This is a genomic window from Bradyrhizobium sp. Arg816 (assembly GCF_029989365.1).
In the GTDB taxonomy this organism is placed as follows: Bacteria; Pseudomonadota; Alphaproteobacteria; order Rhizobiales; family Xanthobacteraceae; genus Bradyrhizobium.
Map to the genome: position 1 here is coordinate 23,306 of NZ_JAPRAQ010000005.1, position 26,731 is coordinate 50,036.

Annotated in this window: 27 protein-coding genes; 11 read left to right on the forward strand and 16 right to left on the reverse strand. The window is 65.4% G+C overall.

The window, feature by feature from the left end:
* Positions 1 to 609: 609 nt before the first annotated feature.
* Complete coding sequence (locus OWC48_RS14160) at positions 610 to 1,557, forward strand: LysM peptidoglycan-binding domain-containing protein (protein ID WP_282520549.1); 948 nt, start codon at positions 610 to 612, stop codon at positions 1,555 to 1,557.
* Between the two features lie 183 nt (positions 1,558 to 1,740).
* On the opposite strand, the gene OWC48_RS14165 is transcribed toward OWC48_RS14160, so the two are convergent.
* Together OWC48_RS14165 and OWC48_RS14170 are read right to left on the reverse strand one after the other, a co-directional pair.
* The gene (locus OWC48_RS14165) at positions 1,741 to 2,814 is read right to left on the reverse strand and encodes a tartrate dehydrogenase (RefSeq protein WP_166343692.1); all 1,074 of its coding nucleotides are present in this window, start codon (positions 2,812 to 2,814) and stop codon (positions 1,741 to 1,743) included.
* A gap of 21 nt (positions 2,815 to 2,835) precedes the next feature.
* Positions 2,836 to 4,134, reverse strand: coding sequence for an MFS transporter (locus OWC48_RS14170; protein WP_282520550.1), 1,299 nt, complete (start codon positions 4,132 to 4,134; stop codon positions 2,836 to 2,838).
* 156 nt (positions 4,135 to 4,290) lie between these two features.
* On the opposite strand from OWC48_RS14170, the gene OWC48_RS14175 reads away from it, so the two are divergent.
* On the forward strand, positions 4,291 to 5,208 hold the full coding sequence (locus tag OWC48_RS14175; protein ID WP_282520551.1) for a LysR family transcriptional regulator: 918 nt from the start codon (positions 4,291 to 4,293) through the stop codon (positions 5,206 to 5,208).
* Positions 5,209 to 5,246: 38 nt separating this feature from the next.
* Positions 5,247 to 6,071: an aspartate dehydrogenase gene (locus OWC48_RS14180; protein WP_282520552.1), complete on the forward strand. Its 825-nt coding sequence runs from the start codon at positions 5,247 to 5,249 to the stop codon at positions 6,069 to 6,071.
* Between the two features lie 3 nt (positions 6,072 to 6,074).
* Here OWC48_RS14180 and OWC48_RS14185 read toward each other — a convergent pair whose 3' ends face one another.
* Positions 6,075 to 7,379, reverse strand: coding sequence for a sorbosone dehydrogenase family protein (locus tag OWC48_RS14185; protein ID WP_282520553.1), 1,305 nt, complete (start codon positions 7,377 to 7,379; stop codon positions 6,075 to 6,077).
* A gap of 356 nt (positions 7,380 to 7,735) precedes the next feature.
* On the opposite strand from OWC48_RS14185, the gene OWC48_RS14190 reads away from it, so the two are divergent.
* The 3 genes from OWC48_RS14190 (at position 7,736) to OWC48_RS14200 (ending at position 9,328) form a co-directional block, all read left to right on the forward strand.
* Complete coding sequence (locus tag OWC48_RS14190) at positions 7,736 to 8,299, forward strand: hypothetical protein (protein ID WP_282520554.1); 564 nt, start codon at positions 7,736 to 7,738, stop codon at positions 8,297 to 8,299.
* Positions 8,300 to 8,622: 323 nt separating this feature from the next.
* Positions 8,623 to 8,829 (forward strand): hypothetical protein, encoded by a 207-nt coding sequence (locus OWC48_RS14195; RefSeq protein ID WP_166343682.1) that lies wholly within the window; start codon positions 8,623 to 8,625, stop codon positions 8,827 to 8,829.
* Positions 8,830 to 9,121: 292 nt separating this feature from the next.
* On the forward strand, positions 9,122 to 9,328 hold the full coding sequence (locus OWC48_RS14200) for a DUF2934 domain-containing protein (RefSeq protein WP_282520555.1): 207 nt from the start codon (positions 9,122 to 9,124) through the stop codon (positions 9,326 to 9,328).
* A gap of 524 nt (positions 9,329 to 9,852) precedes the next feature.
* On the opposite strand, the gene OWC48_RS14205 is transcribed toward OWC48_RS14200, so the two are convergent.
* The 8 genes from OWC48_RS14205 to OWC48_RS14240 all read right to left on the reverse strand — a co-directional run bounded on the left by OWC48_RS14205 (position 9,853) and on the right by OWC48_RS14240 (position 16,910).
* Positions 9,853 to 10,230 (reverse strand): hypothetical protein, encoded by a 378-nt coding sequence (locus OWC48_RS14205; RefSeq protein WP_282520556.1) that lies wholly within the window; start codon positions 10,228 to 10,230, stop codon positions 9,853 to 9,855.
* A 236-nt stretch (positions 10,231 to 10,466) separates the two neighbouring features.
* On the reverse strand, positions 10,467 to 11,093 hold the full coding sequence (locus OWC48_RS14210) for an isoprenylcysteine carboxylmethyltransferase family protein (protein ID WP_063981571.1): 627 nt from the start codon (positions 11,091 to 11,093) through the stop codon (positions 10,467 to 10,469).
* A gap of 28 nt (positions 11,094 to 11,121) precedes the next feature.
* Positions 11,122 to 12,153, reverse strand: a complete 1,032-nt coding sequence (locus OWC48_RS14215; RefSeq protein ID WP_282520557.1) for an NAD-dependent epimerase/dehydratase family protein — start codon at positions 12,151 to 12,153, stop codon at positions 11,122 to 11,124.
* Between the two features lie 29 nt (positions 12,154 to 12,182).
* Positions 12,183 to 12,719 carry a DUF962 domain-containing protein gene (locus OWC48_RS14220; protein ID WP_049802979.1) on the reverse strand — a complete coding sequence of 179 codons (537 nt, stop codon included), beginning with the start codon at positions 12,717 to 12,719 and terminating at the stop codon, positions 12,183 to 12,185.
* 151 nt (positions 12,720 to 12,870) lie between these two features.
* A complete protein-coding gene (locus OWC48_RS14225) occupies positions 12,871 to 13,527 on the reverse strand; it encodes an OmpA family protein (RefSeq protein WP_282520558.1) in 657 nt (218 codons plus the stop codon).
* Positions 13,527 to 13,943, reverse strand: coding sequence for a hypothetical protein (locus OWC48_RS14230; RefSeq protein ID WP_085399497.1), 417 nt, complete (start codon positions 13,941 to 13,943; stop codon positions 13,527 to 13,529). Before OWC48_RS14230 ends, OWC48_RS14225 begins: the two co-directional genes overlap by 1 nt.
* An 88-nt stretch (positions 13,944 to 14,031) precedes the next feature.
* Entirely contained in the window at positions 14,032 to 14,319 is a 288-nt protein-coding gene (locus OWC48_RS14235; RefSeq protein WP_282520559.1) for a type II toxin-antitoxin system HicB family antitoxin, read from the reverse strand.
* Between the two features lie 8 nt (positions 14,320 to 14,327).
* The gene (locus OWC48_RS14240; RefSeq protein ID WP_282520560.1) at positions 14,328 to 16,910 is read right to left on the reverse strand and encodes an ATP-dependent helicase; all 2,583 of its coding nucleotides are present in this window, start codon (positions 16,908 to 16,910) and stop codon (positions 14,328 to 14,330) included.
* Between the two features lie 237 nt (positions 16,911 to 17,147).
* On the opposite strand from OWC48_RS14240, the gene OWC48_RS14245 reads away from it, so the two are divergent.
* Positions 17,148 to 17,321 (forward strand): DUF1328 domain-containing protein, encoded by a 174-nt coding sequence (locus OWC48_RS14245; RefSeq protein ID WP_008556598.1) that lies wholly within the window; start codon positions 17,148 to 17,150, stop codon positions 17,319 to 17,321.
* Between the two features lie 82 nt (positions 17,322 to 17,403).
* On the opposite strand, the gene OWC48_RS14250 is transcribed toward OWC48_RS14245, so the two are convergent.
* A complete protein-coding gene (locus tag OWC48_RS14250; protein WP_282520561.1) occupies positions 17,404 to 17,898 on the reverse strand; it encodes a thioesterase family protein in 495 nt (164 codons plus the stop codon).
* A gap of 84 nt (positions 17,899 to 17,982) precedes the next feature.
* Here OWC48_RS14250 and OWC48_RS14255 point away from each other — a divergent pair, with 84 nt between their 5' ends.
* The 3 genes from OWC48_RS14255 (at position 17,983) to OWC48_RS14265 (ending at position 21,317) form a co-directional block, all read left to right on the forward strand.
* Positions 17,983 to 19,407, forward strand: coding sequence for an FAD-binding oxidoreductase (locus tag OWC48_RS14255; RefSeq protein ID WP_282520562.1), 1,425 nt, complete (start codon positions 17,983 to 17,985; stop codon positions 19,405 to 19,407).
* Between the two features lie 89 nt (positions 19,408 to 19,496).
* On the forward strand, positions 19,497 to 20,843 hold the full coding sequence (locus OWC48_RS14260) for a Spy/CpxP family protein refolding chaperone (protein WP_282520563.1): 1,347 nt from the start codon (positions 19,497 to 19,499) through the stop codon (positions 20,841 to 20,843).
* Positions 20,844 to 20,954: 111 nt separating this feature from the next.
* On the forward strand, positions 20,955 to 21,317 hold the full coding sequence (locus OWC48_RS14265) for a hypothetical protein (RefSeq protein WP_282520564.1): 363 nt from the start codon (positions 20,955 to 20,957) through the stop codon (positions 21,315 to 21,317).
* Positions 21,318 to 21,477: 160 nt separating this feature from the next.
* Here OWC48_RS14265 and OWC48_RS14270 read toward each other — a convergent pair whose 3' ends face one another.
* From OWC48_RS14270 to OWC48_RS14280, 3 genes are all read right to left on the reverse strand, one after another.
* The gene (locus OWC48_RS14270) at positions 21,478 to 23,145 is read right to left on the reverse strand and encodes a SulP family inorganic anion transporter (RefSeq protein WP_282520565.1); all 1,668 of its coding nucleotides are present in this window, start codon (positions 23,143 to 23,145) and stop codon (positions 21,478 to 21,480) included.
* A 211-nt stretch (positions 23,146 to 23,356) separates the two neighbouring features.
* Positions 23,357 to 24,838: a caspase family protein gene (locus tag OWC48_RS14275; protein WP_282520566.1), complete on the reverse strand. Its 1,482-nt coding sequence runs from the start codon at positions 24,836 to 24,838 to the stop codon at positions 23,357 to 23,359.
* Positions 24,839 to 24,967: 129 nt separating this feature from the next.
* A complete protein-coding gene (locus tag OWC48_RS14280) occupies positions 24,968 to 25,888 on the reverse strand; it encodes a LysR family transcriptional regulator (protein WP_282520567.1) in 921 nt (306 codons plus the stop codon).
* A gap of 94 nt (positions 25,889 to 25,982) precedes the next feature.
* Here OWC48_RS14280 and OWC48_RS14285 point away from each other — a divergent pair, with 94 nt between their 5' ends.
* Entirely contained in the window at positions 25,983 to 26,426 is a 444-nt protein-coding gene (locus tag OWC48_RS14285; protein WP_014493016.1) for a DoxX family protein, read from the forward strand.
* 2 nt (positions 26,427 to 26,428) lie between these two features.
* Here the strand turns inward: OWC48_RS14285 and OWC48_RS14290 are convergent, their stop codons facing one another.
* Positions 26,429 to 26,587: a hypothetical protein gene (locus tag OWC48_RS14290; protein ID WP_282520568.1), complete on the reverse strand. Its 159-nt coding sequence runs from the start codon at positions 26,585 to 26,587 to the stop codon at positions 26,429 to 26,431.
* Positions 26,588 to 26,731: the final 144 nt, after the last annotated feature.

A 26,731-nucleotide genomic window follows, 5' to 3' on the forward strand; every position in this document is an offset into this window, starting at 1 on the left:
TCGTCCTGACCCGGGGATGAGGCGCGCAGCGAGCGCGGCACCGGGGACAAGCGATGCATCCACGATATGAGTTGGCGCGGTGCGGCCAGCGAAGCTCCGTCTTCGGCCGTCGCAGATCGCTGGCGGCCTTGTCCGCCGTCTTGACGCTGCTACTGGCGGGATGCGCGTCGAGCGGGAATTTGCCTCCTGTCTATCATCCTCCGCGTCCGCCTGGTGCCGAGGCGGTGCAGGAGGGCGTCAGGAAGGCAGCCGCCGAAGTCAAGCTGACCGGGGGACTCGAGACATCCGGCGTCCGTCCTACCGACCACGGGCCGGGGTCGTATTTCGTCTGCCTGAGGCAGCGCGGTGGTCCGTCTGACAGACACCCGGCCTATTCGGTCTTTTTCGACGATGACGCCTACAAGGGAATTCAGAGCTCGGTGATCCTCGATACCTGCGAAGCCCAGCCATGGGCTCCGTTCAATTGATGCCGGGGATGCAAGGGGGCAGAATGAGAACCTCGACCGACGGGCGTCACGGGCCCGGTTCCGTGCCCCAAAATCCACCCAATCGGTGGTCACTAAGCCCCCGGAGGGGGCCTTTGCCTCCCATGGTGGGACTGCTGGACTGATGATCGATCTGAGACGGCTGGTCGTGCTGGCGGCGGTTGCGCTGCTCGCCCTGGGCACCGGCATGGCCGTTGCCTCACCTGCGAAGCCGAAGCGCCCCGCGGTCGCGACCGCTGCGCCGCCGCCTCCTGCCCCGCCCGCCGAACCGCTGCCGCCGCCAAAAATCTACCTGTTCCGTGGCGCCATGGGGCCGATCTTCTCGACCGGCATGGACCGGCTCGGCGAAAAGCTGACGAAGGCCGGCTTCTCGGCCGACGTCTATGAATTCACCATCTGCCGATGGGTCGGCGATCGTGTCATCTCCAGCTACAAGGAAACACCGGCGCCGATCGTGCTGATCGGCCATTCCATGGGCGGGCTGTGCTCGGTCGTGATCTCCGAGATGGCGGCCAAGGAGAACATCCGGATCAGCCTCGTCATCGCCATCGATTCCGCGCATGCGACCGGCGACGTGCCGCTCAATGTCGAGCGCTTCATCAACATCTTCCTCTCCGACAGCGTGCTCGGCGGCGGCGACGTCGTGGCCGTGCCCGGCTATCGGGGCCATTATGCGAGCTACGACCTCAAGGAGAACAGCCGCGTCTCGCACATCAACATCGAGAAGTCGGACGACATCCATCGCCAGATCATCGAGATGGTGACGCAGCTGCCACGCATCCCCGCGCAGAGCCAGGCCGATGCGGTGCCGCTGCGCTATCTCGTTCCGGCGAACACGCCGGTCGAATTGTGGGACAGCGGCGTGCGGGTGCCCGTGCGCGCCGGCGACACCATGGAGAGCATCGCCGCCGCCCGCCGCGTGCCGCTGTGGACGCTGGCGCAGAGCAACTCGCTGGCGGAGAACGCGACCCTCACCCCCGGCCAGTCCATCATCGTCCCGCGCCATCTGACGCCGCCCGAGCCTATGGCCGCGATGGCGGCGCCGGCGCCGCCGCCGCAAGGGCGGAAGTAGGGCTCTTCGCCTCTCCCCGCGTGCGGGGAGAAGCCGGATCGCATCGCAGATGCGATCCGGGTGAGGGGGACTCTCCGCGAATCTAACTGTCACCATCCTTGCTGAGGCAGCCCCTCACCCCAACCCTCTCCCCGTAAGAACGGGGCGAGGGGGCGCACTTGCGTTCGCGGCGCTAGCTTGGCCTCAGACGTTCGTCCCGTGGATCGCGTCGATCACGGCGTCCGTGACTTCCTTCGTCGTCGCCTTGCCGCCGACGTCGGGCGTCAGCACGCCGGCCGCGCAGACGCGCTCGACCGCCGACATCAGCCGTATTGCCGCGTCCTTCTCGCCGAGATGCTCGAGCATCTGGGCACCGGTCCAGAAGGTCGCGACCGGGTTGGCGATGCCCTTGCCGGTGATGTCGAACGCCGAGCCGTGGATCGGCTCGAACATCGAGGGGAAGCGGCGCTGCGGGTCGATGTTGCCGGTCGGCGCCACCCCGAGGCTGCCGGCGAGTGCGCCGGCAAGATCGGAGAGGATGTCGGCGTGGAGGTTGGTCGCAACGATCGTGTCGAGGCTCTTCGGATGCAGCGTCATTCGCACCGTCATGGCGTCGACCAGCATCTTGTCCCAGGTGACATCGGGGAATTCGGTCGCGACTTCGGCTGCGATCTCGTCCCACATCACCATGCCGTGGCGCTGCGCGTTCGACTTGGTGACGACGGTCAGGAACTTGCGCGGCCGCGACTGCGCGAGCTGGAAGGCGTAGCGCATGATGCGGGTGACGCCGACGCGGGTGAACACCGCGACCTCGGTGCCGACTTCTTCCGGAAGGCCCTTGTGGGCACGGCCGCCCATGCCGGCATATTCGCCTTCCGAGTTCTCGCGCACGATCACCCAGTCGAGATCGCCGACGCCGACATTGCGCAGCGGCGAGGCGACGCCGGGCAGGATCTTGGTCGGCCGCACATTGGCGTATTGGTCAAAGCCCTGGCAGATCGGCAGGCGCAGGCCCCACAGCGTGATGTGGTCGGGCACGTCGGGCGCGCCGACCGCACCAAAGTAGATCGCGTCGAACTTCTTCAGTTCAGTGAGGCCATCCGCCGGCATCATCACGCCGTGCTTCTTGTAATAGTCCGAGCCCCAGTCGAACGTCTTGACGTTGAAGGCGAGGTCGCCGCTGCGTTTTGCCAGCGCCTCCAGCACGCGGACGCCGGCCGAGATGACCTCGGGGCCGATGCCGTCGGCCGGAATTGCTGCGATCGAATGAGTGCGCATGAAGATGCTCCGTTTGAGATGTCAGTGGGATTGCGGGACGGGTTCGACGGGCGCGGTCTGCGCGCGCGACAATAGCAGGGTCAGGACCGCCGAGAGAACGAGCAGGCCGCTGACGAAATAGAGTCCGCCGACAAAACTGCCGGTCTGGTCCTTGATCCAGCCGATCATGGCCGGACCGACGAAGCCGCCGAGATTGCCGATCGAGTTGATGGTGGCGATCCCGGCCGCGGCCGCGGGGCCGGAGAGGAACAGCGTCGGCATGCTCCACAGCGGCGGTTTTGCGGAAGAGATGCCGATGTTCACGAGAGCGAGCGCGACCAGCACGGCGACGACGCCGGCCGCAAGACCGGCATAGGCGAGCCCCACGGCCGCGAGCAGGCAGGCGAGCACGACGTGCCAGGTGCGCTCGCCGGTGCGGTCCGAATGCCGCGCCCACAGAACCATGGCGACGACGGCGGCGGTTGCCGGCAGCGCATTGAGGAAGCCGACCTGGAGCGTGGACAGGCCGAACTGCTTGATGATCTGTGGCGCCCAGACGCCGAGCGTGTAGAGGCCGGCCGAGGTGCCGAAATAGATCAGCGACAGCGCCAGCACCCGCGGGTCCGCAAGTCCGCGCCAGATGCTGTGGCTCGCGGTCGCGGCTTTGCTGGTGGTCTCCGCGTTCATGGTCTCGACCAGCCAGCGCCGCTCGTCCTCCGCGAGCCATTTCGCCTTCTCGGGGCGATCGGTCAGGAAGCCCAGCACGACGAAGCCGAGCAGCACGGCCGGCACCGCTTCGAGCACGAACAGCCATTGCCAGCCCTTGAAGCCGAGATGGCCGTCCATCTCCAGCAGCGCGCCTGATATCGGCGAGCCCAGCACGGTCGAGAGTGGCGCGGCCGCCATGAACAGCGCGGTCACCGCGGCACGCTGGCGCGCTGGGAACCAGTAGGAGAGATAGAGGATGATGCCGGGGAAGAAGCCGGCCTCGGCGACGCCAAGCAGGAAGCGCAGCACGTAGAAGCTGGTCGCGCCCTGCACGAACGCCATCGCGGCCGAGACGAGGCCCCAGGTGATCATCACCCGCGCGATCCAGATCCGCGCGCCGACCTTGTGCAGGATGATGTTGGAGGGCACCTCGAACAGGAAGTAGCCCCAGAAGAAGATGCCGGCGCCGAAACCGTAGACGGTGGGCGACAGGCCGATGTCCTTGTTCATGGTCAGCGAGGCGAAGCCGATATTGACGCGGTCGATGAAGGCCACGAAGTAGAGCAGCATGATGAAGGGAACGATGCGCCAGGTGATCTTGCGCAGCACGCGCGTCTGAATCTCGCTCGCCACCCTGGCCTCCTCGAGTTCCGGTTTGTTGTTGTATCGGCGGACCCGGAGGTCCACGCCGGCAACGAGCCTAGGCGGGGGAAGGAGGCATACTCAATTGGCGCTGGTTTATACAAAAAAATGATATAATCCTCGCCTGGCGAGACGAGAGGACCTTGAATGGAATTGCATCAGTTGCGATGCTTCGTGGCAGCGGCCGAGCAGCTGCATTTCGGCCATGCGGCGCAGCAGCTCCAGATGCTGCCCTCCGCGCTCGGCCGGCAGATCAGGCTGTTGGAAGAAGATCTGGGAACGCGGCTGTTCGCACGGACCACGCGCGCGGTGTCGCTGACGGAAGATGGTTCGACGCTGCTGCGCGATGCCCGCGCCATCCTCGCCCGGGTCGAGGCGGTCGAGAGCAATCTGCGCAACCGCTCGCGCGCGGGCGCTGCGCGGCGGCTGCGGGTCGGCGCCATCGACAGCGCGGCGGCGGGATTGCTGCCGCCGCTCTTGCGCGATTTCCGCGACAAGCATCCTGAGATCGCGGTGCAGCTGCTCGAAGACAAGACCGTTCGGTTGCTGCCGAAGATTTTGACCGGCGCGCTGGATCTCGCCTTCGTCCGCCCGCCCGACAGCGCGGACAAGCGGCTCGAATTCCGCGATCTGCTCCAGGAGACTGCCATCGTGGCGTTCCCGCAGCGCCATGCGCTCGCCGCGCGCAAGTCGATCACGCTGGCGCAGATCGCCGACGAGGCGATGCTGGTGCCGGACCGCCGCTCGCGGCCGCACAGCCATGACCTCACGATCAAGCTGTTCGAGCAGGCGGGGCTGACGCCGCGCATCGTGCAGGTCGCCGACGAGAAGCAGACCATCATCCATCTGGTGGCAACGAAGCTCGGCGTTGCGATCGTGCCGCGCTGGACCACGCGGATGGCGGTATCAGGCGTGCGCTTCGTGCCGCTGCGGCCGAAGCAGAGCGGACCCATCGGCCGGCTGCCGCTTGCCGCCGCATGGCTGCGCGGTTCGCGCGACCCGGCCCGCGATGCCATGCTGGCGGTGCTGGAGGCGCGCCTGCGCAGCTATGCGCGGGAGGCGTGAGCGGCTATGACATTGGCTTGGCGAGAAGGTGGGACGCGATGACTGGACAGAAAGATTCGAACGAATTGCGGGTTGCCATCGCAGGCCTGGGCTCGATCGGCACCAAGATCGCGTCGGCGCTCGATCAGGGTATCGAGGGCTTGACCCTGTCGGCCGTCGCGGTCCGCAATCCCGCAAAGCATCAGGCCTTTATCGGCGGTCTGCGCCGTCCGCCGCAAATCGTGCCGATCGAGCAGCTCGGCGAAGTCGCCGACATCGTGGTCGAGTGCGCTCCGAGCAGCCAATTGCGCGCGATCGTCGAGCCCGCGGTGAAACGCGGCAAGGCCGCGGTCGTCGTCAGCGTCGGCGGGCTGCTCGATAATTTCGATCTCGTCGATCTCGCCCGCGCCAATGGTGGCCGCATCATCGTGCCGACCGGCGCGTTGATCGGGCTGGACGCCGTCAACGCCGCCGCAATCGGCACCATTCATTCGGTGAAGATGGTGACGCGCAAGCCGATCGACGGCCTGAAGGGCGCGCCCTTCATCGTCGAGAACAACATCGATATCGACAATCTGCGCGAGCCGCTCAAGCTGTTCGAGGGTACCGCGCGTGAAGCCGCAAAGGGCTTTCCGGCCAATCTCAACGTAGCGGTCGCGCTGTCGCTCGCGGGCGTCGGGCCCGACCGCACCTCGGTGCAGATCTGGGCCGATCCGACCGTGTCGCGCAACGTTCACCGCATCGAGGTCGAGGCGGATTCGGCGCGCTTCTCGATGTCGATCGAGAACATCCCGTCGGAGAATCCCAAGACGGGCCTGATCACGGCGCTCTCCGTGATCGCGCTGCTGCGCAAGCAGCGCGCCACGCTTTGTGTCGGAACGTAACCTCTACGCCCCCGTCACGCGCCAGATCACATTGCCGACGTCGTCGGCCATCAGCAGCGACTTCTTGTCCGGGCCGATCACGACGCCAACCGGACGGCCGTAGGATTCCTTCTCGTCCGGGGACAGGAAGCCCGACAGGATGTCGCGACCCGGGCCGGACGGGCGGCCGTTCTCGAACGGGATGAACACCAGCTTGTAGCCCGAGAGAGTGCTGCGATTCCACGAGCCGTGCTGACCGATCACCATGCCGTCGGGGAAGCCGGGCAGCGTGCCCGCCGGCATCCAGCACAGGCCGAGCGAGGCGGTGTGGCCGCCGAGCGCGTAGTCCGGCGTCAGCGCCTTGGCGACCATCGCGGGATCCTGCGGCACGCGATCGTCCACCGTCTTGCCCCAGTAGCAATAGGGCCAGCCGTAGAAGCCGCCGTCGCGCACGGAAGTGAGATAGTCCGGCGGCGTCTCGTCGCCGAGCCCGTCGCGCTCGTTGACGACGGTCCAGAGCACGTTCGTATTGGGCTCCCACGCGAGTCCAACCGGATTGCGCAGGCCCGCACCAAAAATGCGATGCGTGCCGGCGGCGAGATCGAGCTCATAGACCGCGGCGCGGCCTTGCTCGACCTCCATGCCCATCTCGGCAATGTTGCTGAGCGAGCCGACGCCGGCATAGAGCTTCTTGCCGTCGGGGCTTGCGAGCAGGCTGCGCGTCCAGTGGCCGCTCGGCTTGAACGTCGTGAGCCGCTTGCCCGGCGCGGTGATGCGGTCGGCATTGGCGACATAGGGGAAGGCCATCACGCCGTCGGTGTTGCCGACATAGAATGTGTTGCCGACCAGCGCCATGCCGAACGGCTGGCTGAGGTTCTCCATGAAGGCGCCGCGCACTTCCGCGACGCCGTCGCCGTCCTTGTCGCGCAGCAGCGTGATGCGGTTGGCGCTGACGCCGAGCGCTGCGGCGCGCCGCATCGTCGCCTGCATCGCATAGTGAAACACCGACCTCGGCGCGCCCGCAATCTGCGTCGCCTCCGCGATCAGCACGTCGCCATTCGGCAGCACCTCGATCCAGCGCGGATGGTCGAGCGCGGTCGCGAACGCATTGACCTTGAGCCCGGGGGCGACCGTCGGCTTCTGCCCCTCGCTCCAACCCCTGGCCGTCGGCATCTTCAGCGTCGGGATTGCGCCTTGCGGCTTGGCTTCGGGAATGGAGGGCGTCTGGCCCCAGGCCGGCGCAGGCATGGTGCCCGATAACTTCCGCCATTGCAGCGCGATGCCACCGAGGAGCGCAACGAACTGCGCGAAGATGCTGGAAAATGTCATGAGAACCCCTGTCGAACCCTAGGCACAGTGCACAGTCCAACACCGGATCGCACCAAGCCCCGCGCGGGCTCAGGCCTGATCGTCGACCTCTCCAGATCCACGATGAATGTCGTCATGCCCAGTTGCGCGCGCATCCAACTGGGTCGTGGGACAAAGGTCAACCGTTGCGGAACTCGACCAGCGCCTATTCCCGTGGAATGGCAGCCGACCAAATTTGCATGGAGAGAGGAAGATCAGCGGCCGATCTGCCGGTCCAGCCGCCGGCGCGGGCCTCTGCTGCTACGCTAGGCACGCCCAAAGAACTGACTGATTTTCGGTGCCATTGCCCGCCGCGCGCCGTTACGACATCTCCAGGCATGCAACTGGTTAACCATCCGTTAACCACAGCTATTCATGATACTGCCCGTGTATGTGTGTTCGCGACGAGCTTGAACTGCATGGCGCAGCGTGGTTCCAGAGCGCCAGTTGGAGGGGATGAAGGCATCTTGAGCTTTCCCTCACCGCTGGCACCAGACAAGGGAGCAACAGCCCTCGATCTGGTATATCAAGCGGCCGATGTCTTCCGCGATATGGAGAAGCACGCCCGCGAGACCGAAGCCCGTGCCCAATCGCTTTGCACGAGCGCCTTAGAAAGATTGCAACTGGCCGAAGGGCGAGCCGAGGCCGCCGAGCGCGCACAGCGTGAACTCACCGTAACCACCCAACGTAAGCTGCAAGATGCTTGCCGAGCGCTGGAGCAAGCCCAGTGCTGCATTGAAGCTCATAAGGATAAGTTGACGGCCATAGAGCTTCGCGCCGAAGTTGCGGAAGCCGAAGCGCGACAAGCCAAGGAAGCGCTCGCGCTCGTTGAAGAGGCCATTCGCAAGCGTCTGCTTTGCGCAAATCCGCATGCCGATGGCAGGTTGGCAGCGGTAGCCTGATCAATTGCGACTGCAATGGCTCACTGGGGGCTACCGCGCGGACCGGCGCGGCACGGGCGAACTACCCCTGCTGCAAGCCTGGCGGTAGCCACCTCCTTGAGCATTTGAAATCGGCTGGGATTGGGTTCGATCCAAATAGGGGCTGGTGCAGCCTGAGAGGCTCATTTTACTTGCGGGACAAGACGCCGCGTGACCCGCGCGCCAATCCAAATGACAGAGCCAAACGATAACGAACTATTAACCATGTTGGGCTATCTGGAGAATTGGGCATTCGGGGCGCGTGTGCTGGCTTGCGAGCCAGCCGGTAGCGTAGGCGTGGACCCATGGCCTTTGACCCGGAAGAACTCGTCACCCTGACAGATCACGGCTCGATGAAACTGCGCGCGGCGGTATCGCGCGCGATGACGTTGCCACCCAAGGAACGCAAGCGGACGACAATCGTCCGCGAGGGTGAACCGGCGATCCTGCATTTCGAGCAGATCAAAAACCTTGCGGCGCGGTGGAACGCACGGCTCGCGCCAATCGACTGACTAGTTTTGCTGTGCTGGTGTCAATCGAGCCCCGAGCCCCCAAAGAGGCGGCCCGTGCACGGCCTCGTCGACCCTCGGTAAGCACGAGTTTGATGCCGGTCGCCGCATGCGGATTACCGTTCGTTGCGACCTGCGTCCGCGAGCGTTGCCGAGATATCTCGCAATGAGCGCCGACCGCCCTTGAGCGGCACCCGCGCGACGCTTGGCTTCCGCTGCCCGTTAAGATTTCATTAACCTTACGAGAGCAAGTCTTTTGGCTGGGGCCGGGCGGATCATTCGCAAGGAAAATCCCATGCCAAATCTGGAAGAGGCAATTCGCGAGCGCGCCTACCACCTCTGGGTCGCCGATGGTCAACCCGACGGAAAGGCGGAAGTCCATTGGATGCATGCGCAATGCGAAATTCTCGCGACGTCGGTCGCAAGCCCTGCCGCGGCTGACATTGCAGTGACAAAACCCGCCAGAAGGGTGCGATTCCCGAAAAAGCAAAACTCGCGCTGACGGGTCGAGCGCGAGGACGTGCGCCATTCGCAATTCGGTCGGCAGGCTGCCGGTTTTCGTTAGAAATGACATCCAACGATGCGGGAATTGGCAGCCTCGCTAACCCAAATTTCTTCGAGAGGAACAGACAACAACACCTAGACTATTCGTCGGGTCGGCAGTTCAATTGGCATTGGTTGATCGAGTCGGTTTCTCGCACCATCCAGCGCCGAGAGCGACGAGCGCCGACGTGACCAGAGCCGATGGCAACCAGTGTCCGACGGGACCAGCGTCCATAAGGCCAGCGTCAAAGAGGCCAGGGTCCAGAAGGCCAGCGTAGAGCGAGCATCAACCCTGCAAGCAGCCCGCCAAGTCTGCTCGCAGCCCAACTTGGCAAGACACGGCAAGGCCTTTGCCAGCGAAGAGCCTTTGAGGCTTTTGGGACCATCGGTAACTCCGATGGTCCCTTTTCATTGTGGTGCCATTGGCGCGAGACATCGGGCGGCTGGTGCTTCCGCGTTCACCATGCAATCGAGCGAGGAACGCTATTTGATCGTCGCGTGCACAGTGATTACCGACGTGCCAGAAGCTGTCGGTCCCTGACCCGTCGCTTTGATGGCAAAGGTATCGCTACCCTTATATTTGGCCTTTGCCTTGTATTCGAACGTAGACAGGTTGAGCCTTTTCAGCTTGCCGTGTGTCGGCTTTTGAGAGATGTCCGAGCCACTCACCGTGCCGCGCATCTTGATTGGAAATTGGCAACTTCCTCCGGACGTGAGGTCAATGTCGGCCGTCGAGTTCTCGCCCCAATCCGCTAGTGTGCCTGAGATTGAGCATTCAGAAACGGCCGCCGCCCGAGATACAGACAGTAGGCTTGGACAGCTAGCGATGAGCGCCAACGCGGCGACCTTTGACAACTGCATAATAGGCTTCTCCGTAGCGTTGTCAGTTTACGGACATCACTCCTCTGGCACCCCGGCTAGGGCTAGGCCGCATGCCCTCGCAGACCCGCTCTCGTCCTGCGAGATATTTCGTATCGTCGCTTGCTTGGCTGACAAGCAAGCGACTGATGGTAAAGCTTGGATCGAGCGCAAGTCCGACACTAGCAGTAACGTCGTGCAGAGAAAGCGGAACGCAGCGACCGCGCCTTCAGGACGCTTCACCGCGGCGACAGGAACGGAATGATCATCGGCACGCGACGGCAATAGGCGCCGTAGGCGTCTTCGCCGAGCTCCTTGGACAGAAACACCTCTTCCATCCGGCCCTTCTGCCACATGCCGAGCGAGATCAGGATGGCGCCGAGGATCGTCGTTACGAGGCCGATCGCGATGCCGGTGACGAGCATGCCTGCAATCAGTCCCGTGTAGATCGGGTGACGCACGATGCCGTAGGGGCCAGTGTCGATAACGCGGTGGTCTTCCTTGTGGGTGATGGTGTTGGACCAGAATTTTCCGAGATGCAGCCGGCCCCACCAGGCGAAGGCGATGCCGGCGGCCGAGAGGACCGCGGCGATGTAGATGCCCGTGTTGCCGAGCACCCAGAGCGGCTTCCAGCCCAGGACCTGTGCAACCCACGGCGTGTACAGGATTCCGCCGACCAGGATCGGCAGGCGATAGCGCTGCGACTCCAGCGTCATGACCTGCTTCTGGGTGCGGCCCTGCCAGAACGAGGCGCCGACCCAGCTGGCGAGAAAGGCGAGCCAGATCAAGGCCAGGAGTTCGGTCGGCCAGGTCGTGGTCCAGCCACCCCAGGCCACGGAGAGAAGCTTGCTGAAATCGAAGGACATGAAGGTTCTTTGCGTTAGGGCGGCGGCTTTAGCTCGCGCGCGAGGACAGCGCGTGATGCTCGATGGCGCCGGAGGGCCGCTGGCCGTTGCGGGCGAGCAGATGGGTGATGGTTTCGCGCAAGACCGGCTCGATCGGGCGCGGTGCGTAGCCGAGCTCGGTGCGCGCCTTGCCGATCGAGAGGTCGCTTGCGGCAAGCGCGATGCGCACGCCCTCGGCGGTGCCGTTAGGCGGCCGGCGCGTGATGTGATCGGAGATGGATTCGAGCATGATCGCGGAGAGCTCGGCGATCTTGCCGGGCACGACGACTGGAAACTGCCGGCGGCCGCTCATCGCCGACATCATCCGCAGGATATTGCCGAGCGGGACGCAGTCGCCGCCGAGGATGTAGCGCTGGCCGATGCGGCCGCGCTCCATGGTCAGCACGAGTCCCATCGCGACGTCGCGGACATCGACGAGATTGACCAGGAAGTTGAGATGCGGCTGCACCTTCTTCTGGAGGAAGTACCACAGCATCGCCGTCGGCGGCGTCAGATTGTGGTCGGCGGCACCGATCGGCATGGTCGGCGTGCCGATCACGAGCGGGAAGCCTGCGGCTGCGGCCTTCGCGGCGTGGTGCTCGGCGAGCGACTTCGACCGCGTATAGGCGCCGGGCATCGCGTCGGCCGGCTGCAGCGCCTCTTCGGCGGCAACGCCGTTGAGGTCGGAATAGGGGAACAGGATCGATTCCGTCGAGCAGTGCAGGAAGCGCGACACGCCGCGCTTCATCGCCGCGGCCAGCACGATTTCGGTGCCGCGGCAATTGACGTCGTGGAAGTCCTGCTTGTTGGCGACCCACATGCCGGGCAGGCCGGCGAGGTGATAGACCTGATCGACGCCGGCGATCGCGGCCTCGACCGCGGCACCGTCCAGCACCGAGCCGTGGACGTGTTCAACGTCCGCGTTCGCCGCGGCCGGCGCACGGACATCGAGAACGCGTACCCGCTGCCCACGGGCGCGGAGCGCTTCTACGAGATGATGTCCGATGAAGCCACTGCCACCGGTAACCAGTACGAGAGCCATGCAGAAGGTTTACTGTTTCGCTTCTAGAGCTATCGGGTTGAAAGGGAATTGGTCGGAACAGGCGCCAGAATCGCGGCAAGGTCGCGACGGAAGCCCAATGCAATGAATAATTTCGCCATGACAAACATCGGTCCAAGCAGGAAATGCGCGGGGTGGTCGACCATCGACGGCTGCCGTTCCTCGAAAACCCTGTGGCCCACGATCTGCGCTGCGACGCCAAATCCGATCAGCACCGCAAAAATCGACCACATCATGACGATCGAGGCCTGATTGCCGATTGCGGTTGCGACCGAAAGCAGCACGATCATCGCGGCGAGGATGCCGAGTCCGATCCCGGCGTCCAGCATCAGCCAGTAGACCAGTACCGGCAGGGCCGCAACCACGGCCAGGCTTACCTCGATCCCGAAGATGGGAAAACGCACGAGGGTGAGCGGCAGCACGGCGCCGGTGAAGAGCAGGAGGATTCCGACCACGTGCATCGCGCAGTTCCAGGGATCGCGATGATATTCGACGTAGTCGGCCAGTTGGCGTTGAAAATAACCAGCCATCTCGGTCTCGTGCAGCATGGGGTCGGGGAAGGGCGAGAACAGGCTATAGCACCTGATAGGGCAGTGCACAAACCGGCCCGCGTGTCGCGCAAAGCATGGCTGTTGCGCTTTCGACAGGCCACAAAACGGTCGGGACTTCAATGGGTTCCGTCAGGTGAAGCGCTCTCGCTCAACGCTTCTTGGCGGACTTTTTCGCCGCAGGCCCAGGCGCCGCAGCCGGATGCGCAGGCGCGTCCTCCGGCACCTTGGCATAGGTCAGGATCTGCAACTGGCCGTTGACGGCCGAGGTCGGCTTGGCCCGGTCGAGAAACTGCTCCTCGCCGAGGCCGACCGGATGCAGTCGCTTGGTCGAGATCTTGAAGGTGTTGACCAGGACGTCGCGGATCGCGTCGGCGCGTCGCTGGCTCAGGATCGCATTGGCCTCGCGCGTCTTCGCATTGGATTCGACATGGCCGACGATCAGGAACGTGTAAGGCAGCAGCGAGGAATGGACCAGCGCGTCCGCGATGCGGCCAACGGTCTGGTAGGACGCTGGCTGGATGATCGGCGTGTCGGCGTCGAACTGGATCTGCGCGTTGAAGGCCGGCAGGTTGGCCAGATCAGGCGCGATCAGCGGCCGGTTCACCGGACCCGGATCGTTCTTGATCCTGGTCTTGGCGCGCTCCATCACCTGCTGCTTCAGCGCGGGAAGGTCGACCTCGGCGGCCTGTTCGAAATGGTTCAGCTTGCCGACGATGTCGTCACGGGTCGGCGCCGCGGTCTGCGCGCTTGCTGCGCCCGCGAGCATGCCAAGGCCAAGCGTGATGGCAATTCTGGACGCGCGCATCACCGATACCCCGCGTCGTCGACGGCCTTCAGGCAGTTGTTGCTGATGCCCTTGGGCGTCGTGACCAGGCAGGGGATCGACTTGCTGGTCTCCTTGGTCGAGCCGCCGCAGACCTTGACGATCTCGCGCTGGCAGGCGTTCGCGACCGTGACGCGCGCGGCGACGCGCTTCTGGATGGCATCGAAGGCGCCGAGATAGTCGCTCTGGCATTGCTGGGAGAGCACGTCGCGGTTGCGCGACAGGCACTCTTTCAGCCGGGTCGAGTCCGGGTTGACGCCGCGGCAATTGGCGACGATTTCCGCACCGCAGCTCTTGGCCAGGAGCCCGATCGAATCGCCAAAGCTCATGGTCTCCGCCGCCGCAAGCGACGGCATAACCAATGCCAGCAAGATCAGTGTGATGGAGCCCCGGACCATGGGCGCATCTGATACGGGGAAGTTCGCGATGGTCAAGGGCTGTTCGGGCGAGAACCGTCGAACGTCCGGCCAGTGCGGCGAACAGTCCTCACTCGGCGTCGGGGAGGGGCGGCCATTCGATCAGGGCGACCGTGTGTTTCCTGAGGTCGTCGGCCACATCAGGATCGGCCTTGAGCTCGTCCAATGTCCGCGGCGGGGGAAGCTGGCGGCCGTCCGCGCTCAGCTCCTGCGCATAAAATGCGAGCGCCTCGGGCGCGCTCTCCAGGGCCTCGTCGACGTCGTCGCCGCCGGAAATGCAGCCGGGCAAGTCGGGAAACCACAAGCCAACGGCTTCGTCCGGACCGGCATCTTCGATGATGGCGACGTACTGAGGCATATCAGGCCTCACGCCCGCTGCACAAAGCTGTCCACGACCTTCTTCTCGCCGGCCTTGTCGAAGGCGATGGTGAGCTTGTTGCCGTCGATCTTGGTGACGCGGCCGTAGCCGAATTTCTGGTGGAAGACGCGGTCGGAGAGGGAAAATTCCGAGGTGGTGCCGGTGGATTTGGCGACCAGCTCGCCCTCGATCGTCATCGGCCCGCGGCGGCGTGAGGAGAAGCTGCCGAAATCGGGCGAGGACGACGATGAAGAAAACGACGAGGCTTGTTCCTCGAAGCCGCCGCGACCGCCGCCCCCCCGATTACGGTTGGCTTGGGCGCGCTGCCAGCCCGGGGTCGAATAGGTCGAGCCGAACGCCTCCATGTCGTCGAAACGCGAGGCGCCGTAGCCGCCGGGGCCGCCCCAGGCCGAGCCGCCCTTGGATTCCGTGATCTCGACATTGGCGGACGGCAATTCGTCGAGGAAGCGCGACGGGATCGTGGTCGACCAGGTGCCATGGATCCGGCGGTTGGTCGCAAAGTAGATCTTGGCGCGGCGCCTCGCGCGGGTCAGGCCGACATGGCCGAGCCGGCGCTCTTCCTCGAGGCCGGCGCGGCCCTGTTCGTCCAGCGTACGCTGGCTCGGGAACAGGCCTTCCTCCCAGCCGGGCAGGAACACGTTGTCGAATTCGAGGCCCTTGGCCGAATGCAGCGTCATCAGCGACACCGCGTCTTCCTCGGCGCCGCCGTCGCGGTCCATCACCAGCGAGATGTGCTCCAAAAACCCTTGCAGGTTCTCGAACTCCTCCATCGAGCGCACCAGCTCTTTCAGGTTCTCCAGCCGGCCCGCGGCATCCGCCGAGCGGTCCTTCTGCCACATCTCGGTATAGCCGCTCTCGTCGAGCACGATCTGGGCGAGATCGGTGTGCGCGGTGACCTCGCGCTGGGCACGCCAGCGGTCGAACTGGGCGACGACGTCGCGCAAGCTTCCGCGCGCCTTCGGCTTCAGCTCGTCGGTCTCGACCACCGCGCGCGCCGCCTCGAACAGCGGAATGCGGCGCTTGCGGGCGTGGTCGTGCAGCATCTGCACGGTGGCGTCGCCGAGGCCCCGCTTGGGCACGTTGACGATGCGCTCGAAGGCGAGATCGTCGGCCGGTGAATTGATGACGCGCAGATAAGCCAGCGCGTCGCGGATTTCAGCGCGCTCGTAGAAGCGCGGGCCGCCGATCACGCGGTAAGGCAGGCCGAGCGTGACGAAACGGTCTTCGAATTCGCGCATCTGGTAGGAGGCGCGCACCAGGATCGCGATCTCGTTGAGCTTCTCGCCCTGGCGCTGGAGCTGTTCGATCTCCTCGCCGATGCCGCGGGCTTCTTCTTCCGAATCCCACGAGCCCGTCACCGTGACCTTCTCGCCGTCATGGTCCTCGGTGCGCAACGTCTTGCCGAGCCGGCCTTCGTTGTGCGCGATCAGGTGCGAGGCGGCGGCGAGGATGTGGCCGGTCGAGCGGTAATTGCGCTCGAGGCGAATGACCTTGGCGCCGGGGAAATCGTGGTCGAAGCGCAGGATGTTGTCGACTTCGGCGCCGCGCCAGCCATAGATCGACTGGTCGTCGTCGCCGACGCAGCAGATGTTTTTGACGTGCGGCATGGCCATCGGCGCGCCGACCGCATGCTCGGTCATTCCGGGGCGATGCGCGGCATCGCCTCCGGAATCTCGAGCTGTGGACTCATCTCCAGATTCCGGGTTCGGCTCTTCGAGCCGTCCCGGAATGACGGCGGGCGTGGTTTGCTTCGCCGGCGCCTGCGACAGCAGCCGCAGCCACAGATATTGCGCGACGTTGGTGTCCTGATATTCGTCGACCAGGATGAATTTGAAGCGCTGCTGGTATTGCCGCAGGATGTCCGGGTGCTCGCGGAAGATCCGGATGTCCTCGAGCAGCAGATCGCCGAAATCGGCGGCGTTCAAGATCTTCAGCCGCTCCTGGTAGCTCGCATAGAGCTTGCCGCCCTTGCCGTTGGCGAACACGGCGGCTTCGCCTGACGGCACCTGCGACGGCGTCAGGCCGCGGTTCTTCCAGCCGTCGATCAGGCCGGCCAGCATGCGTGCCGGCCAGCGCTTGTCGTCGATGTTGTCGGCCTGCAGCAGCTGCTTGAGCAGCCGCACCTGGTCATCGGTGTCGAGCACCGTGAAGTTCGACTTGAGCTGCGCCAGCTCGGCATGGGTGCGCAGGATGCGGCCGCCGATGGAGTGGAAGGTGCCGAGCCACGGCATGCCTTCGACCGCGTGGCCGAGCATCTGGCCGAGCCGATGCTTCATCTCGCGCGCAGCCTTGTTGGTGAAGGTCACCGACAGGATCTCGGCGGGGCGGGCGCGGCCCTGACTGAGGATGTGGGCGATGCGCGTGGTCAGCACGCGCGTCTTGCCGGTGCCGGCGCCGGCCAGCACCAGGACCGGGCCGTCCAGCGTCTCCACGGCGTCGCGCTGCTCGGGATTGAGCCCGGACAAATATTTCGGGCCCACGGAGGCGCGCGCACGCGCGGCGATGCCGCCGGCTGCGGGCTGGTGGTCGGGTACGCTGGTGATCTTGCTCGGTTCGGTCATGCGAATCATTGGCCCCACGATGGCACCGCAGGGTGGTGGAAGGGAGCCTTCTTAACAGGGATTGCTGCCTATATGGGGCGCCGGGGCGAGGTTTTCCACGTGCGCGGCGGGCCGATTTGTTCCCTCGGCGAGGGCGAATTTCCAGCTTGCGTGGGCCGGAACCATCGTTCCCGCGTCGAGATTGTCTGGACAGGTGGCGCGGCCAGCCGCGCCGACGCAGACAGACATCAAGACGAGGGTTTGACCATGCTAGGCTGGGTTGTGACGTTTCTTGTTATCGCACTGATCGCCGGCATCCTGGGCTTCGGCGGTATCGCCGGCGCCTCGATCGAGATCGCCAAGATCATCTTCTTCATCGCCGTCGTGCTGTTCCTGGTCTCGGCCGTGGTGGGCCTTGCCCGCGGCCGCAACAGGATATAGCGCGGTCTGATTGGTGCATGATCTTACCGGAAATCCGCTTCACGCTTTGCGCGAACGCGGCCCTTCGGGTCCGGACCATGCACTACCGCTTCGAGGGCATCGCCACGTTCCGGCCGATGCCCTCGGGCTGCGGCACGGCGCCGTGGGCGCCGACGACGGCTGCAATGCGCTGCCGGATATCGGGCGGAAAGGCCGCCACCTTTCGCGAGCCCATGTCGATGTGGAGCGACATGTTTTCGGAGGTCGCCGACAGCCAGCCTTCCGTCGCGTGCCGCAACTCCTGGAACGTGTGCAGCCGCTTGTCGTCGGCTTCGAGCAGCCAGACCGACACCTGCACGGGATCGCCGAGGTGGATTTCGCGCAGATACCGCACATGGCATTCGGCAGTGAAGGTCGAGCCGCCTCGCTCCTTCATGTAGCCCGGCCCGATCCCGAGCTGTAACCACATCTGGTCGATCGCGCGGTCGAACATCACGTTGTAATAGGCCATGTTGAGATGGCCGTTATAGTCGATCCATTGCGGCTCGATCTGCATGATCGACGAGCGGAACGGCTCGGCAGCGGCGGTCTCCGGCATGTGTCTTTCCTGCTATGCGCGCGGTCGCTTGACTTGACCGGTTAGATGTCCTTTGCCACGGTTCTTCTGTCGGGAGGACTATCCGTGGGTACGACCATCACCAATAATCCGCCGCGGGTCGAGCCGAAAGCCCTCGCAAGCGCGCTGGAGCAGCTTGCCGCACGGTTCGGCAACCGCCTCATCACCTCGCAGGCCGTTCGCGAGCAGCACGGCCATACCACCACGTGGATCGTCAACCAGCCGCCGGACGGCGTGGTGATGGCGCAGGAGACCGCCGACATCCAGGACGTGGTGCGGATCTGCGCCAACAACCGCGTCCCCGTCATCGCCTTCGGCACCGGCACCTCGCTGGAGGGCCAGGTCAACGCGCCCGCCGGCGGCATCTCGATCGACCTGCGCGACATGAACAAGGTGCTCGCGGTGCATGCCGAGGACCTCGACTGCGTGATCCAGCCCGGCGTCACCCGCAAGGCGCTGAACGAGCATCTGCGCGACCAGGGCCTGTTCTTCCCCATCGACCCCGGCGCGGATGCTTCGCTCGGCGGCATGGCCTCGACCCGGGCCTCCGGCACCAACGCGGTGCGCTACGGCACCATGCGCGACAGCGTGCTGGCGCTGAAGGTCGTGCGCGGCGACGGCGAGATCATCACCACTGGCACGCGCGCCAAGAAATCATCCGCCGGCTACGACCTGACGCATCTGTTCGTCGGCGCCGAAGGCACGCTCGGCATCATCTCCGAGCTGACCATTCGCCTGCGCGGCATCCCTGACACGATCGCGGCCGGCGCGGTGTCGTTCGAGACCGTGCACGGGGCATGTCAGGCCGTGATCCTGGCGATCCAGACCGGCATTCCCGTGGCGCGTATCGAGCTGCTCAACGCCGCGCAGGTGAAGGCCTGCAACGCCTATTCGAAGCTGACGCTGCCGGAAACGCCGCTGTTGCTGATGGAATTCCACGGCAGCGAGGTCGAGGTCGGCGAGCAGTCCAAGGCCTTCGGCGAGATCGCAAGGGATTGCGGCGGCGGCGATTTCTCCTGGACCACCAAGCCGGAGGATCGCACCAAGCTGTGGCAGGCGCGGCACGACGCCTATTGGTCGGTGAAGGCGCTGCGGCCCGGCGAAAGCATCGGCGTGGTTGCAACCGACGTTTGCGTGCCGATCTCGCGGCTTGCCGATTGCGTCGGCGAGACCGAGGAAGATCTCAAGCGCCTCAACCTGTTGTCGCCGATCGTCGGCCATGTCGGTGACGGCAATTTCCACTGCTCGCTGGTCTGCGACACCAACGATGCCGACGAGATGGCGCGCGGCGAGGAGTTCATGCATCGCCTGGTCGAGCGCGCGCAGGCGATGGACGGCACCTGCACCGGTGAGCACGGCATCGGCCAGGGCAAGCAGAAATATCTTAGGGCGGAACTCGGCCCCGAGGCGATTGATGCGATGCGGGCGCTGAAAAAGGCACTCGATCCGCTCAACATCTTCAACCCCGGCAAGATCGTGCCGGAGGCCTAGGGCTCGGTCGCGGAACTTTCGGCAGTCAGGCCGGTTCCAATCCCGTCAGTTTCCGATGCCTGTATGGCGCGGCTCTGCGGGAGGATGCGATGTTGCGACCTGTCATTGGAATTGCCGTGATGGCGCTTGCCTGCGTGCTGGCGGGCACGGCGCTGGGCAAGGGCGGGCACGGTGGCGGCCATGGTGGTGGGCACGGAGGCGGTCATGGCGGCGGGCATGGCGGTGGCCATCACGGCGGCGGTCATCATGGTGGTGGTCATCATGGAGGCGGCCATTTTGGTGGTCATGGCTTCGGACACGCGCATGGCGGCGGACATCATGGCGGGCCCCGCTTCGCAACTGGCGCGCGACATCGTGGCCCGAACTTCGGCCAGATCCGCAATGCGGCCGTCCGTCCTGCGAATTTTCGCAACGCCCTCAACGCGCATTCCAGCGCCTTCCGCAACGGCCGTCTGATCAGCAATCCGGCCGCACGAGCTCAGATCGCGGCGGCGGCCGCACTGGCCGGCTGGCACGGCGCCAGCAGCGGGTGGTGGCAACATGCGGGCGGTGGTTATGGCTGGGTCGGACCGCTGTTCTGGCCGTTCGCCTACAACGATCTCTACGACTACACGATCTGGGGCGACGGTCTCGGCTTCTGGGGCTACGGCTATCCGGACATCTATGCCGGCATCTTCGGACCCTACGGCTACGATGGACTTTCCGCCTATCTGCCGCAGCGGCCGCTGGGACGGCGCCAGGCGCGCGGTGTTGCGCTGGATCAGCTTTGCGGCAGCGACCGCCGCGAGATCGCCGGTCTGCCGATCGACCAGATCGCCGCCGCGGTGCAGCCGAGCGAGGCGCAAGGCGCAAGCCTCGACGAACTCGGCAACGCCTCGATCCAGGCGTCCGAGATGATCCGCGCGTCCTGCCCGTCGCAGGTCGCGGCGACAGCGCCAGGTCGGCTGACGGCGATGCAGCAGCGCATCGAGGCGATGGAGAAAGCCGTCGATCTCGTTCAGCCCGCCCTCGATCGATTCTACGGCTCGCTCACCGACGAGCAGAAGGCGCGCTTCAATGCGCTGGCCGAGGATCAGCGTCGTGCGACAGCTTCCACCAACACCGGGGGATCGCTGGTCCAGAATTGCGCGACGCCTGCTGCGCTCGACTGGCCAAGCGCCGATATCGAGGCGAGGCTTCATCCCAACGACACCCAGCGCGCTGCGCTGCAGGTGCTCCAGGATACCAGCGCCAAGGTCAGCGCATCGCTCAAGGCGGCCTGCCAGCCCAGCGACGTGATGACGCCGCCGGCGCGAATGGCGGCGGTTCGCAAGCGGCTCGACACGATGCTCGACGGCGTCAAGTCGGTTCGCGCGGCGCTGGAGGATTTCTACGCCACACTGAATGACGAGCAGAAGGCGCAGTTCGAGGCCATCGGACCACGTCGGACGTCCTGACTGCAGATCGATAATGCGTGGCGGAAAAATCGCCTCGCCGATCCCGATCGGCCTCTCTATGCTGGGCGGGGCGGGAGCGCGGAAATACTGGAAGACCATTGTGGCGGGGCGATGAAGTGGTTCGCGAAGCAGAAGCCGATGCACATATGGGACGAGACGATCGAAGGACCGCTCGGCGACATCGAGGCCGCCGAGCGCATCCGCGCGATCTGTGACGCCGCAGCCGCGAGCGCGACCGGTTCGGCGCGCAACGACAAGCGCGAAGCTGAGCGCTATGAACGCGCGGCCAAGGTCGCCATGGAAATCGCGATGAAGATCTCGGATGGATTGATGCGCGACGCCGCCGTCCAGCGCATCGTCGATCTCTGCATGAAGGCGAACGACCTCAAGACCGCGCAGATCCTGTTTCGCGCGATCCATGCCAGCTGGATCCGCGAGGCCGTGCAGCATGATCACCCCATCCTGGCGCAGTGAGGGCGGCTCTCGTTATCCTCGTTGCACCCAGACCCTCATGGTGAGGAGCGCGTCTTCGCGCGTCTCGAACCATGAAGGCCCGGATCTCGCCCGTGGCCATCCTTCGAGACGCCCGCTTTTCGCGGGCTCCTCAGGATGAGGATCGAGGGCGTAAGCAGGATTATTTCGCCAGCTTGCGCACGGCCTCGTCGACGCTGTGGAAGACGTGGTCGCGGGGCAGGGCGTCGAACAGTCTGAAACGTTCGAACGCGTTCTGCGCGCGCACCGATTCCAGCCGCGCCAGCGCGACGGTGACGCCCTGTTCGCTGCACGCCTTGAAGACGTCGAGCAGGATCTGCGCGGCGGTGAAGTCGATCTCGACCATGCCGCTCGCCTCCAGCACCAGCAATTGCGGTGTCGACGTGCCGAGCACTTTGGCCACATCGCTGCGAAAACCCGGCGCGTTGAGGAAGGACAGCGGCGCCTGGAGCCCGATCACGGCGACGCCGGCGACGTGCTCGCCGGTGATGTGCGGATGTGCCGGCCACCAGATTGTGGTGCCCGGTACGCGCTCGAACTCAACCAGCTTGGCGCGCGTGGTGCTCCAGATGCCGTGCAGCAGCGACAGCACGATGCCGAGGAAAGCGCCCTGCTCGATCGGCAGCACGATGATCAGCGCGGCAGTGGCGACGATCAGCAGGAACTCGCTGAACGATTGCCGGTAGATCATGGCGATCTGCTTCACCCGGATGATCCGCAGCGCCACGAACAGCAGGATGCCGCCGAGCGCGGCGTCCGGAACGTGCTGCAGCAGCCCCGTGCCGAACGCGAGCAGCGCCAGCACGATTGCCCCGGCCGCGAGGCCCGCGAGCTGCGATTGTCCGCCGGTCTCGGCAACGATCCCGGTTCGCGGCGGGCTGGCATTGACTGGAAACGCGCCGAACAGGCCGGACAGCACGCTGCCGGCGCCCGCGCCGAGGAAATCGCGATCGACGTCGGCGGGCTTGTCGGGATCGGACGGGAACGACCGCGTCGTCGCGGCGGTCTGCACCATCACGACGACGGTGATGACGAAGGCGAGCGGCACCAGGCGCACCCACAGCTCCGGCGCAAGGTCAGGCAAGGTCGGTCGCGGCAGCGCGCCCGGCACAGCGCCGACGACGCTGACGCCCTTGCTTTCGAGGCCGAGCCCGATCACGGCCAATGTAGCGGCCACGAGCCCGATCAGCGCACCCGGAATTTTCGGGCTGATCCTCTCGGCGATGAAGACCACGGCGAGCACACCGAGCCCGATGCAGAGCGTGAAGGGGTTGGTGCGGCCGAGTTCGGTCGCGAGCACGCCGATGCGGTCGAGTGTCGGCCCGCTTGGTGACTGGAGCCCGAGCACGCCCGGCAGTTGCGAGACGATGATGTGGACGGAGATGCCGGCGAGGAAGCCGACCGTCACCGGCACCGACAACAGATTGGCGATGCCGCCGAGGCGGAAGGCGCCGCCGGCCAGCATCATCGCGCCGACCATCAGCGCCAGTGCGATTGCCAACCCCTGATACTCTGGCGAGCCGGTGGCCGCGAGCGCGGCAAGTCCGCCGGCGAAGATCGGCGTGATCGTGGAATCCGCGCCGCAGGACAGGAAGCGGTTGCCGCCGAGCAGCGCGAAACCGAGCGAGCCCGCCATGAACGCGAAGAAGCCGATCTGCGGCGCAAAACCGCCGAGCCGTGCCGTCGCCATCTGCTCGGGGATCGCAATCGCCGCCAGCGTCAGGCCCGCCATGAGGTCGCCGGGCAGGGAATAGGACGCGAGTGACCGGAACAGCGGCCATGAGTTCTTGGTGGACGCGTCGTGCGGCATCGATGTGGAATCCCCGGAAAGGCTGGCGGCGATCAGACTACAGCATTTTCGGGAAGGGGGCAGAGTCGTTGATGGTCAGCCTCTCCGTCGTCATTGCGAGCGAAGCGAAGCAATCCAGAATCCCACCACGGAGGGAGTCTGGATTGCTTCGTCGCAAGGGCTCCTCGCAATGACGGAGGGCACATTTGTCCTCCGCATTGCGCGAGCAGTCTCAGTACCTGCCGCGGTTGTAGTCGCCGCGTCCGTAGCCGCCTCCGCCACGACCGCCCATGCCCATGCCGAGACCAATCCCGACACCAATTCCGACGCCCACGGCTTCAGGTGGCGGGCCTGGGGGCGGCGCGCGCTCGTAGACCACTTCGTCGGGCGGCGGCCGGCGCGGCTTTGGCGGCGTCTCGACCACCTTTCGCTTCGGCGGGGTGTCGTCGACGCGTTTCTTGATGACCGGCGCCACCGCCGGATTGACCGGCGTTGCCGGCGCCGAGCACGGGCAGGTCGGGGCCATTGCGACCGCGACCGGAGCAGGGGCCGCTGCGGCCGCGACGGGCAAGGCATAGTTGCGGTTCTGCACGCGAAGCAGCAGCCGGCGCGCAGTTGCGGCGAGGTCGCTGTTGTCCCAATTCGCCAGATAAGCCTCGAACGAAGCGCGGGTGTTGATTGCGGTGGCCCGCTCCCAGGCCAGCATCTGACGCCGGCGCTCCAGGATCGTGCGCAGACGCGGCGTGTAGGAGGCCTGTGCGTAGAGCTCGATATAGGCCTGATACGCCTCGACGGTGTCGTCGGCGATCACCAGCTCATAGGCAGCCTTCGGCTCCTTGCCCTGCAAATCCTTGCGCCAGTCCGCGACGCTGCGCGTGCCGCTGGCGAGTGCCATGGCGGATGCGCCCGGGAGAGCAGGCTGTCCGCCGCTGCTCTCGCCGCCGAAGAACTTGAAGTCGGTCGTCAGCGACGAGCTTTCCCACGGGATCTGCCGCCCGTCGGTCGATTGCGCCACGGCGATGCGGATGCGCTTGAACACTTCCTCGATCGGCAGGTTCGGCTGCTTGGCGACGGTCAGCGCGGCCGTGGTGTAGGGGCTGTCGATGCCGGAGCCGTCCTCGGCTTCGGCGCCGGGCGAGGTCGAGTAGGAGATGAAGGAGCCGGGCGCGCCGGCCTTGGTGTCGACGATTGCAAGCCCGTGGCCGGCGCCGCTGAGCGCCGGGAACGGATTGTTGCGGCAGGCGTCGAGCATGAAGATGCGTGCGCGCGTCGGCAGCGCACCGAGCGTGTTGAGCAGATCGTTCAGCCGCACGCCCTGGAGCGGAATGTCGGCCTCGCGCTTGGGATCGAGATCGACCGGCACCAGATAGTTCTCGCCGTCGATCTGGAGGCCGTGGCCGGCATAGAACACCAGAGCGACGGTGTCGGCGCCGCTGGCGCTGACCTTGCCGGCGAAATCGGAGATCGCAGCGCGCATCTCGTTCTGCGCCAAATTGGCCGCCGTGGTGACGGTGAAGCCGGCATTGCCGAGCAGCTCCGTCATGCCCCTGGCGTCGTTGGCGGCGTTGGGCAGCTCCGGCACGGTGCGATAGGCGGATTGACCGATCACGAGTGCGAGCCGCGCCTCGGCGTCGGCGTCGGTCGGCGTCATCAATTGCGCGAGCGCGACGAGGCTGGATGCAAGAAACAAATTGCGAAGGACTGGACGGCGCATGGTGTCACCTCCATCGGCAATGCGCACGATGATGTCACCTTTCTAGGTCGCCGCCACGCGTCTGTCTGTGCGCTGGCTCACGCAGCGGTGCGACAAAATCGGGCAGGAGTCTGCCGGGCTAGCGCGCGGTCAGAACAGTTCGCGGTCCCAGGGCGGGTCCGGCGCGAAGCGCGCGGCAAGAAAATCGATGAAGGCGCGCACCTTGGCCGGCGGCCGGCGGTCGGGCAGATAGACCGCGTGCACCGCCGAGGTCTGGATCTCCGGCTGGTCGAGCGGAAGAGCAACGAGCGAGCCGGCTCGCAAATCGTCGGCGATGATGAAGGTGGGCTGCCGCGACAGGCCAAGGCCTGCCAGCGTCGCCGCGCGCAGTGCATCGCCATTGTTGGCACGCAGGGTGCCACTGACCTGGACGCGAATCTCGCCATCCGCGCCGAACAGCCATTCCGCCGCGCTCGCCTGCTGCGCAAGCGTGTAACCGAGGCAATTATGAGTAGCGAGGTCGGCAACGCTGCGTGGCGTGCCGTGTTTCGCCAGATAGGACGGCGCGGCGCAGACCACGAGGCGGTTCGGCGCGAGCCGCCGCGCCACCATGCTGGATTCGCGCAGCTTGCCGATGCGGATCGCGAGGTCCCAGCCTTCCTCGGCGAGATCGACGAGGCGGTCGTTGAGGCCGAGTTCGACCGTGACCTCGGGATAGCGTGCGGAGAACTCCGCAATCAGGGGCGCAATCTGCCTGTTGCCGAACACGACGGGCACGTTGACACGCAGCAGGCCGCGCGGCTCGACGCGTTCGCGCGCCACCGCGGCATCGGCGGCCTCCATGTCGGCGAGGATGCGCTCGGAGGATTCAAGATAGCTCCGTCCGGCCTCGGTGATGGAGAGCCGCCGCGTGGTCCGGTGAAACAGTTTTGTGCCGAGCCGCGCCTCCAACGACGCAACGTGCTTGGTCACCATGGTCTGCGACAGGCTCATGGCCCGGGCCGCGCCGGAGAGGCTGCCGGTCGCGGCGACCTTGGCGAAGACCTCAAGGCTGGTCAGGCGGTCGAGCAAACAATCTCACTCTATTGGTGTGAAGTATATTTCCAGAATAGCGGATTATCATCGGAATGAGAATAGATCAGTTTGCGGCGCAAAGGAGACCGCCATGATCGATTCCCGTACCGCCCCCTACGCCGCGCTGGTGCTGCGCGTGACCCTGGGCGCGCTCTTTCTGGCCCATGCAGGCCTGAAGCTGTTCGTGTTCACGCCCGCCGGCACCGCAAAATTCTTCGGCAGCCTCGGCTTCCCGCCTGAGCTCGCTTATCTCATCATGACGGTTGAGGTGCTGAGCGGCGTCGCGCTGATCCTCGGCGTCTGGACCCGCTATGCGGCGCTCGCGGGCATTCCGATCCTGCTCGGCGCGATCTTCACGGTGCACGGCGCTGCCGGTTTCTTCTTCACCAATCCGAAGGGCGGCTGGGAATACCCCGCGTTCTGGGCGATCGCACTGGCGGCGCAGGCGCTGCTCGGCGACGGCGCCTATGCGCTGCGGCCCTCGCGCGATGTCGAGGCGGCGAGCGGGCAGTTGAGCGGCGCACATTCGCGCTGACATCACGGCATCTGCTTAAATCTGAGAGCCGCGGGATCACGATCCCGCGGCTTGTTCTGCTTCGCACCGATCAATCTGCGTTCGGCATTGATCCATACCTGAATTGGATCGATCCACGCCAATCTTGCATGGCGGGTCTTGTCGCTGCCGCGCGGCATCATCGAAAACACCCATAAACACAGGCGTCCCGCTCGGTCTCTGCCGGTGCGCCTGCTGCTTGTGCCGTCGCGGCTCCCCCGGCCGCAACCCTTGCCTGCTCCGTCGCTTTGGCCATACAGTCCGCGCAACAGGCCGTGGCAGCGATC

What these genes read in the sequence shown, in the direction of transcription:
- OWC48_RS14160 (WP_282520549.1), top strand. Translation starts at nt 610, where the DNA reads ATGATCGATCTGAGACGGCTGGTCGTGCTGGCGGCGGTTGCGCTGCTC.
- OWC48_RS14165 (WP_166343692.1), bottom strand. Translation starts at nt 2,814, where the DNA reads ATGCGCACTCATTCGATCGCAGCAATTCCGGCCGACGGCATCGGCCCC.
- OWC48_RS14175 (WP_282520551.1), top strand. Translation starts at nt 4,291, where the DNA reads ATGGAATTGCATCAGTTGCGATGCTTCGTGGCAGCGGCCGAGCAGCTG.
- OWC48_RS14180 (WP_282520552.1), top strand. Translation starts at nt 5,247, where the DNA reads ATGACTGGACAGAAAGATTCGAACGAATTGCGGGTTGCCATCGCAGGC.
- OWC48_RS14185 (WP_282520553.1), bottom strand. Translation starts at nt 7,379, where the DNA reads ATGACATTTTCCAGCATCTTCGCGCAGTTCGTTGCGCTCCTCGGTGGC.
- OWC48_RS14190 (WP_282520554.1), top strand. Translation starts at nt 7,736, where the DNA reads ATGCAACTGGTTAACCATCCGTTAACCACAGCTATTCATGATACTGCC.
- OWC48_RS14195 (WP_166343682.1), top strand. Translation starts at nt 8,623, where the DNA reads ATGGCCTTTGACCCGGAAGAACTCGTCACCCTGACAGATCACGGCTCG.
- OWC48_RS14200 (WP_282520555.1), top strand. Translation starts at nt 9,122, where the DNA reads ATGCCAAATCTGGAAGAGGCAATTCGCGAGCGCGCCTACCACCTCTGG.
- OWC48_RS14205 (WP_282520556.1), bottom strand. Translation starts at nt 10,230, where the DNA reads ATGCAGTTGTCAAAGGTCGCCGCGTTGGCGCTCATCGCTAGCTGTCCA.
- OWC48_RS14210 (WP_063981571.1), bottom strand. Translation starts at nt 11,093, where the DNA reads ATGTCCTTCGATTTCAGCAAGCTTCTCTCCGTGGCCTGGGGTGGCTGG.
- OWC48_RS14215 (WP_282520557.1), bottom strand. Translation starts at nt 12,153, where the DNA reads ATGGCTCTCGTACTGGTTACCGGTGGCAGTGGCTTCATCGGACATCAT.
- OWC48_RS14220 (WP_049802979.1), bottom strand. Translation starts at nt 12,719, where the DNA reads ATGCTGCACGAGACCGAGATGGCTGGTTATTTTCAACGCCAACTGGCC.
- OWC48_RS14225 (WP_282520558.1), bottom strand. Translation starts at nt 13,527, where the DNA reads ATGCGCGCGTCCAGAATTGCCATCACGCTTGGCCTTGGCATGCTCGCG.
- OWC48_RS14230 (WP_085399497.1), bottom strand. Translation starts at nt 13,943, where the DNA reads ATGGTCCGGGGCTCCATCACACTGATCTTGCTGGCATTGGTTATGCCG.
- OWC48_RS14235 (WP_282520559.1), bottom strand. Translation starts at nt 14,319, where the DNA reads ATGCCTCAGTACGTCGCCATCATCGAAGATGCCGGTCCGGACGAAGCC.
- OWC48_RS14240 (WP_282520560.1), bottom strand. Translation starts at nt 16,910, where the DNA reads ATGATTCGCATGACCGAACCGAGCAAGATCACCAGCGTACCCGACCAC.
- OWC48_RS14245 (WP_008556598.1), top strand. Translation starts at nt 17,148, where the DNA reads ATGCTAGGCTGGGTTGTGACGTTTCTTGTTATCGCACTGATCGCCGGC.
- OWC48_RS14250 (WP_282520561.1), bottom strand. Translation starts at nt 17,898, where the DNA reads ATGCCGGAGACCGCCGCTGCCGAGCCGTTCCGCTCGTCGATCATGCAG.
- OWC48_RS14260 (WP_282520563.1), top strand. Translation starts at nt 19,497, where the DNA reads ATGTTGCGACCTGTCATTGGAATTGCCGTGATGGCGCTTGCCTGCGTG.
- OWC48_RS14265 (WP_282520564.1), top strand. Translation starts at nt 20,955, where the DNA reads ATGAAGTGGTTCGCGAAGCAGAAGCCGATGCACATATGGGACGAGACG.
- OWC48_RS14270 (WP_282520565.1), bottom strand. Translation starts at nt 23,145, where the DNA reads ATGCCGCACGACGCGTCCACCAAGAACTCATGGCCGCTGTTCCGGTCA.
- OWC48_RS14275 (WP_282520566.1), bottom strand. Translation starts at nt 24,838, where the DNA reads ATGCGCCGTCCAGTCCTTCGCAATTTGTTTCTTGCATCCAGCCTCGTC.
- OWC48_RS14285 (WP_014493016.1), top strand. Translation starts at nt 25,983, where the DNA reads ATGATCGATTCCCGTACCGCCCCCTACGCCGCGCTGGTGCTGCGCGTG.
- OWC48_RS14290 (WP_282520568.1), bottom strand. Translation starts at nt 26,587, where the DNA reads ATGATGCCGCGCGGCAGCGACAAGACCCGCCATGCAAGATTGGCGTGG.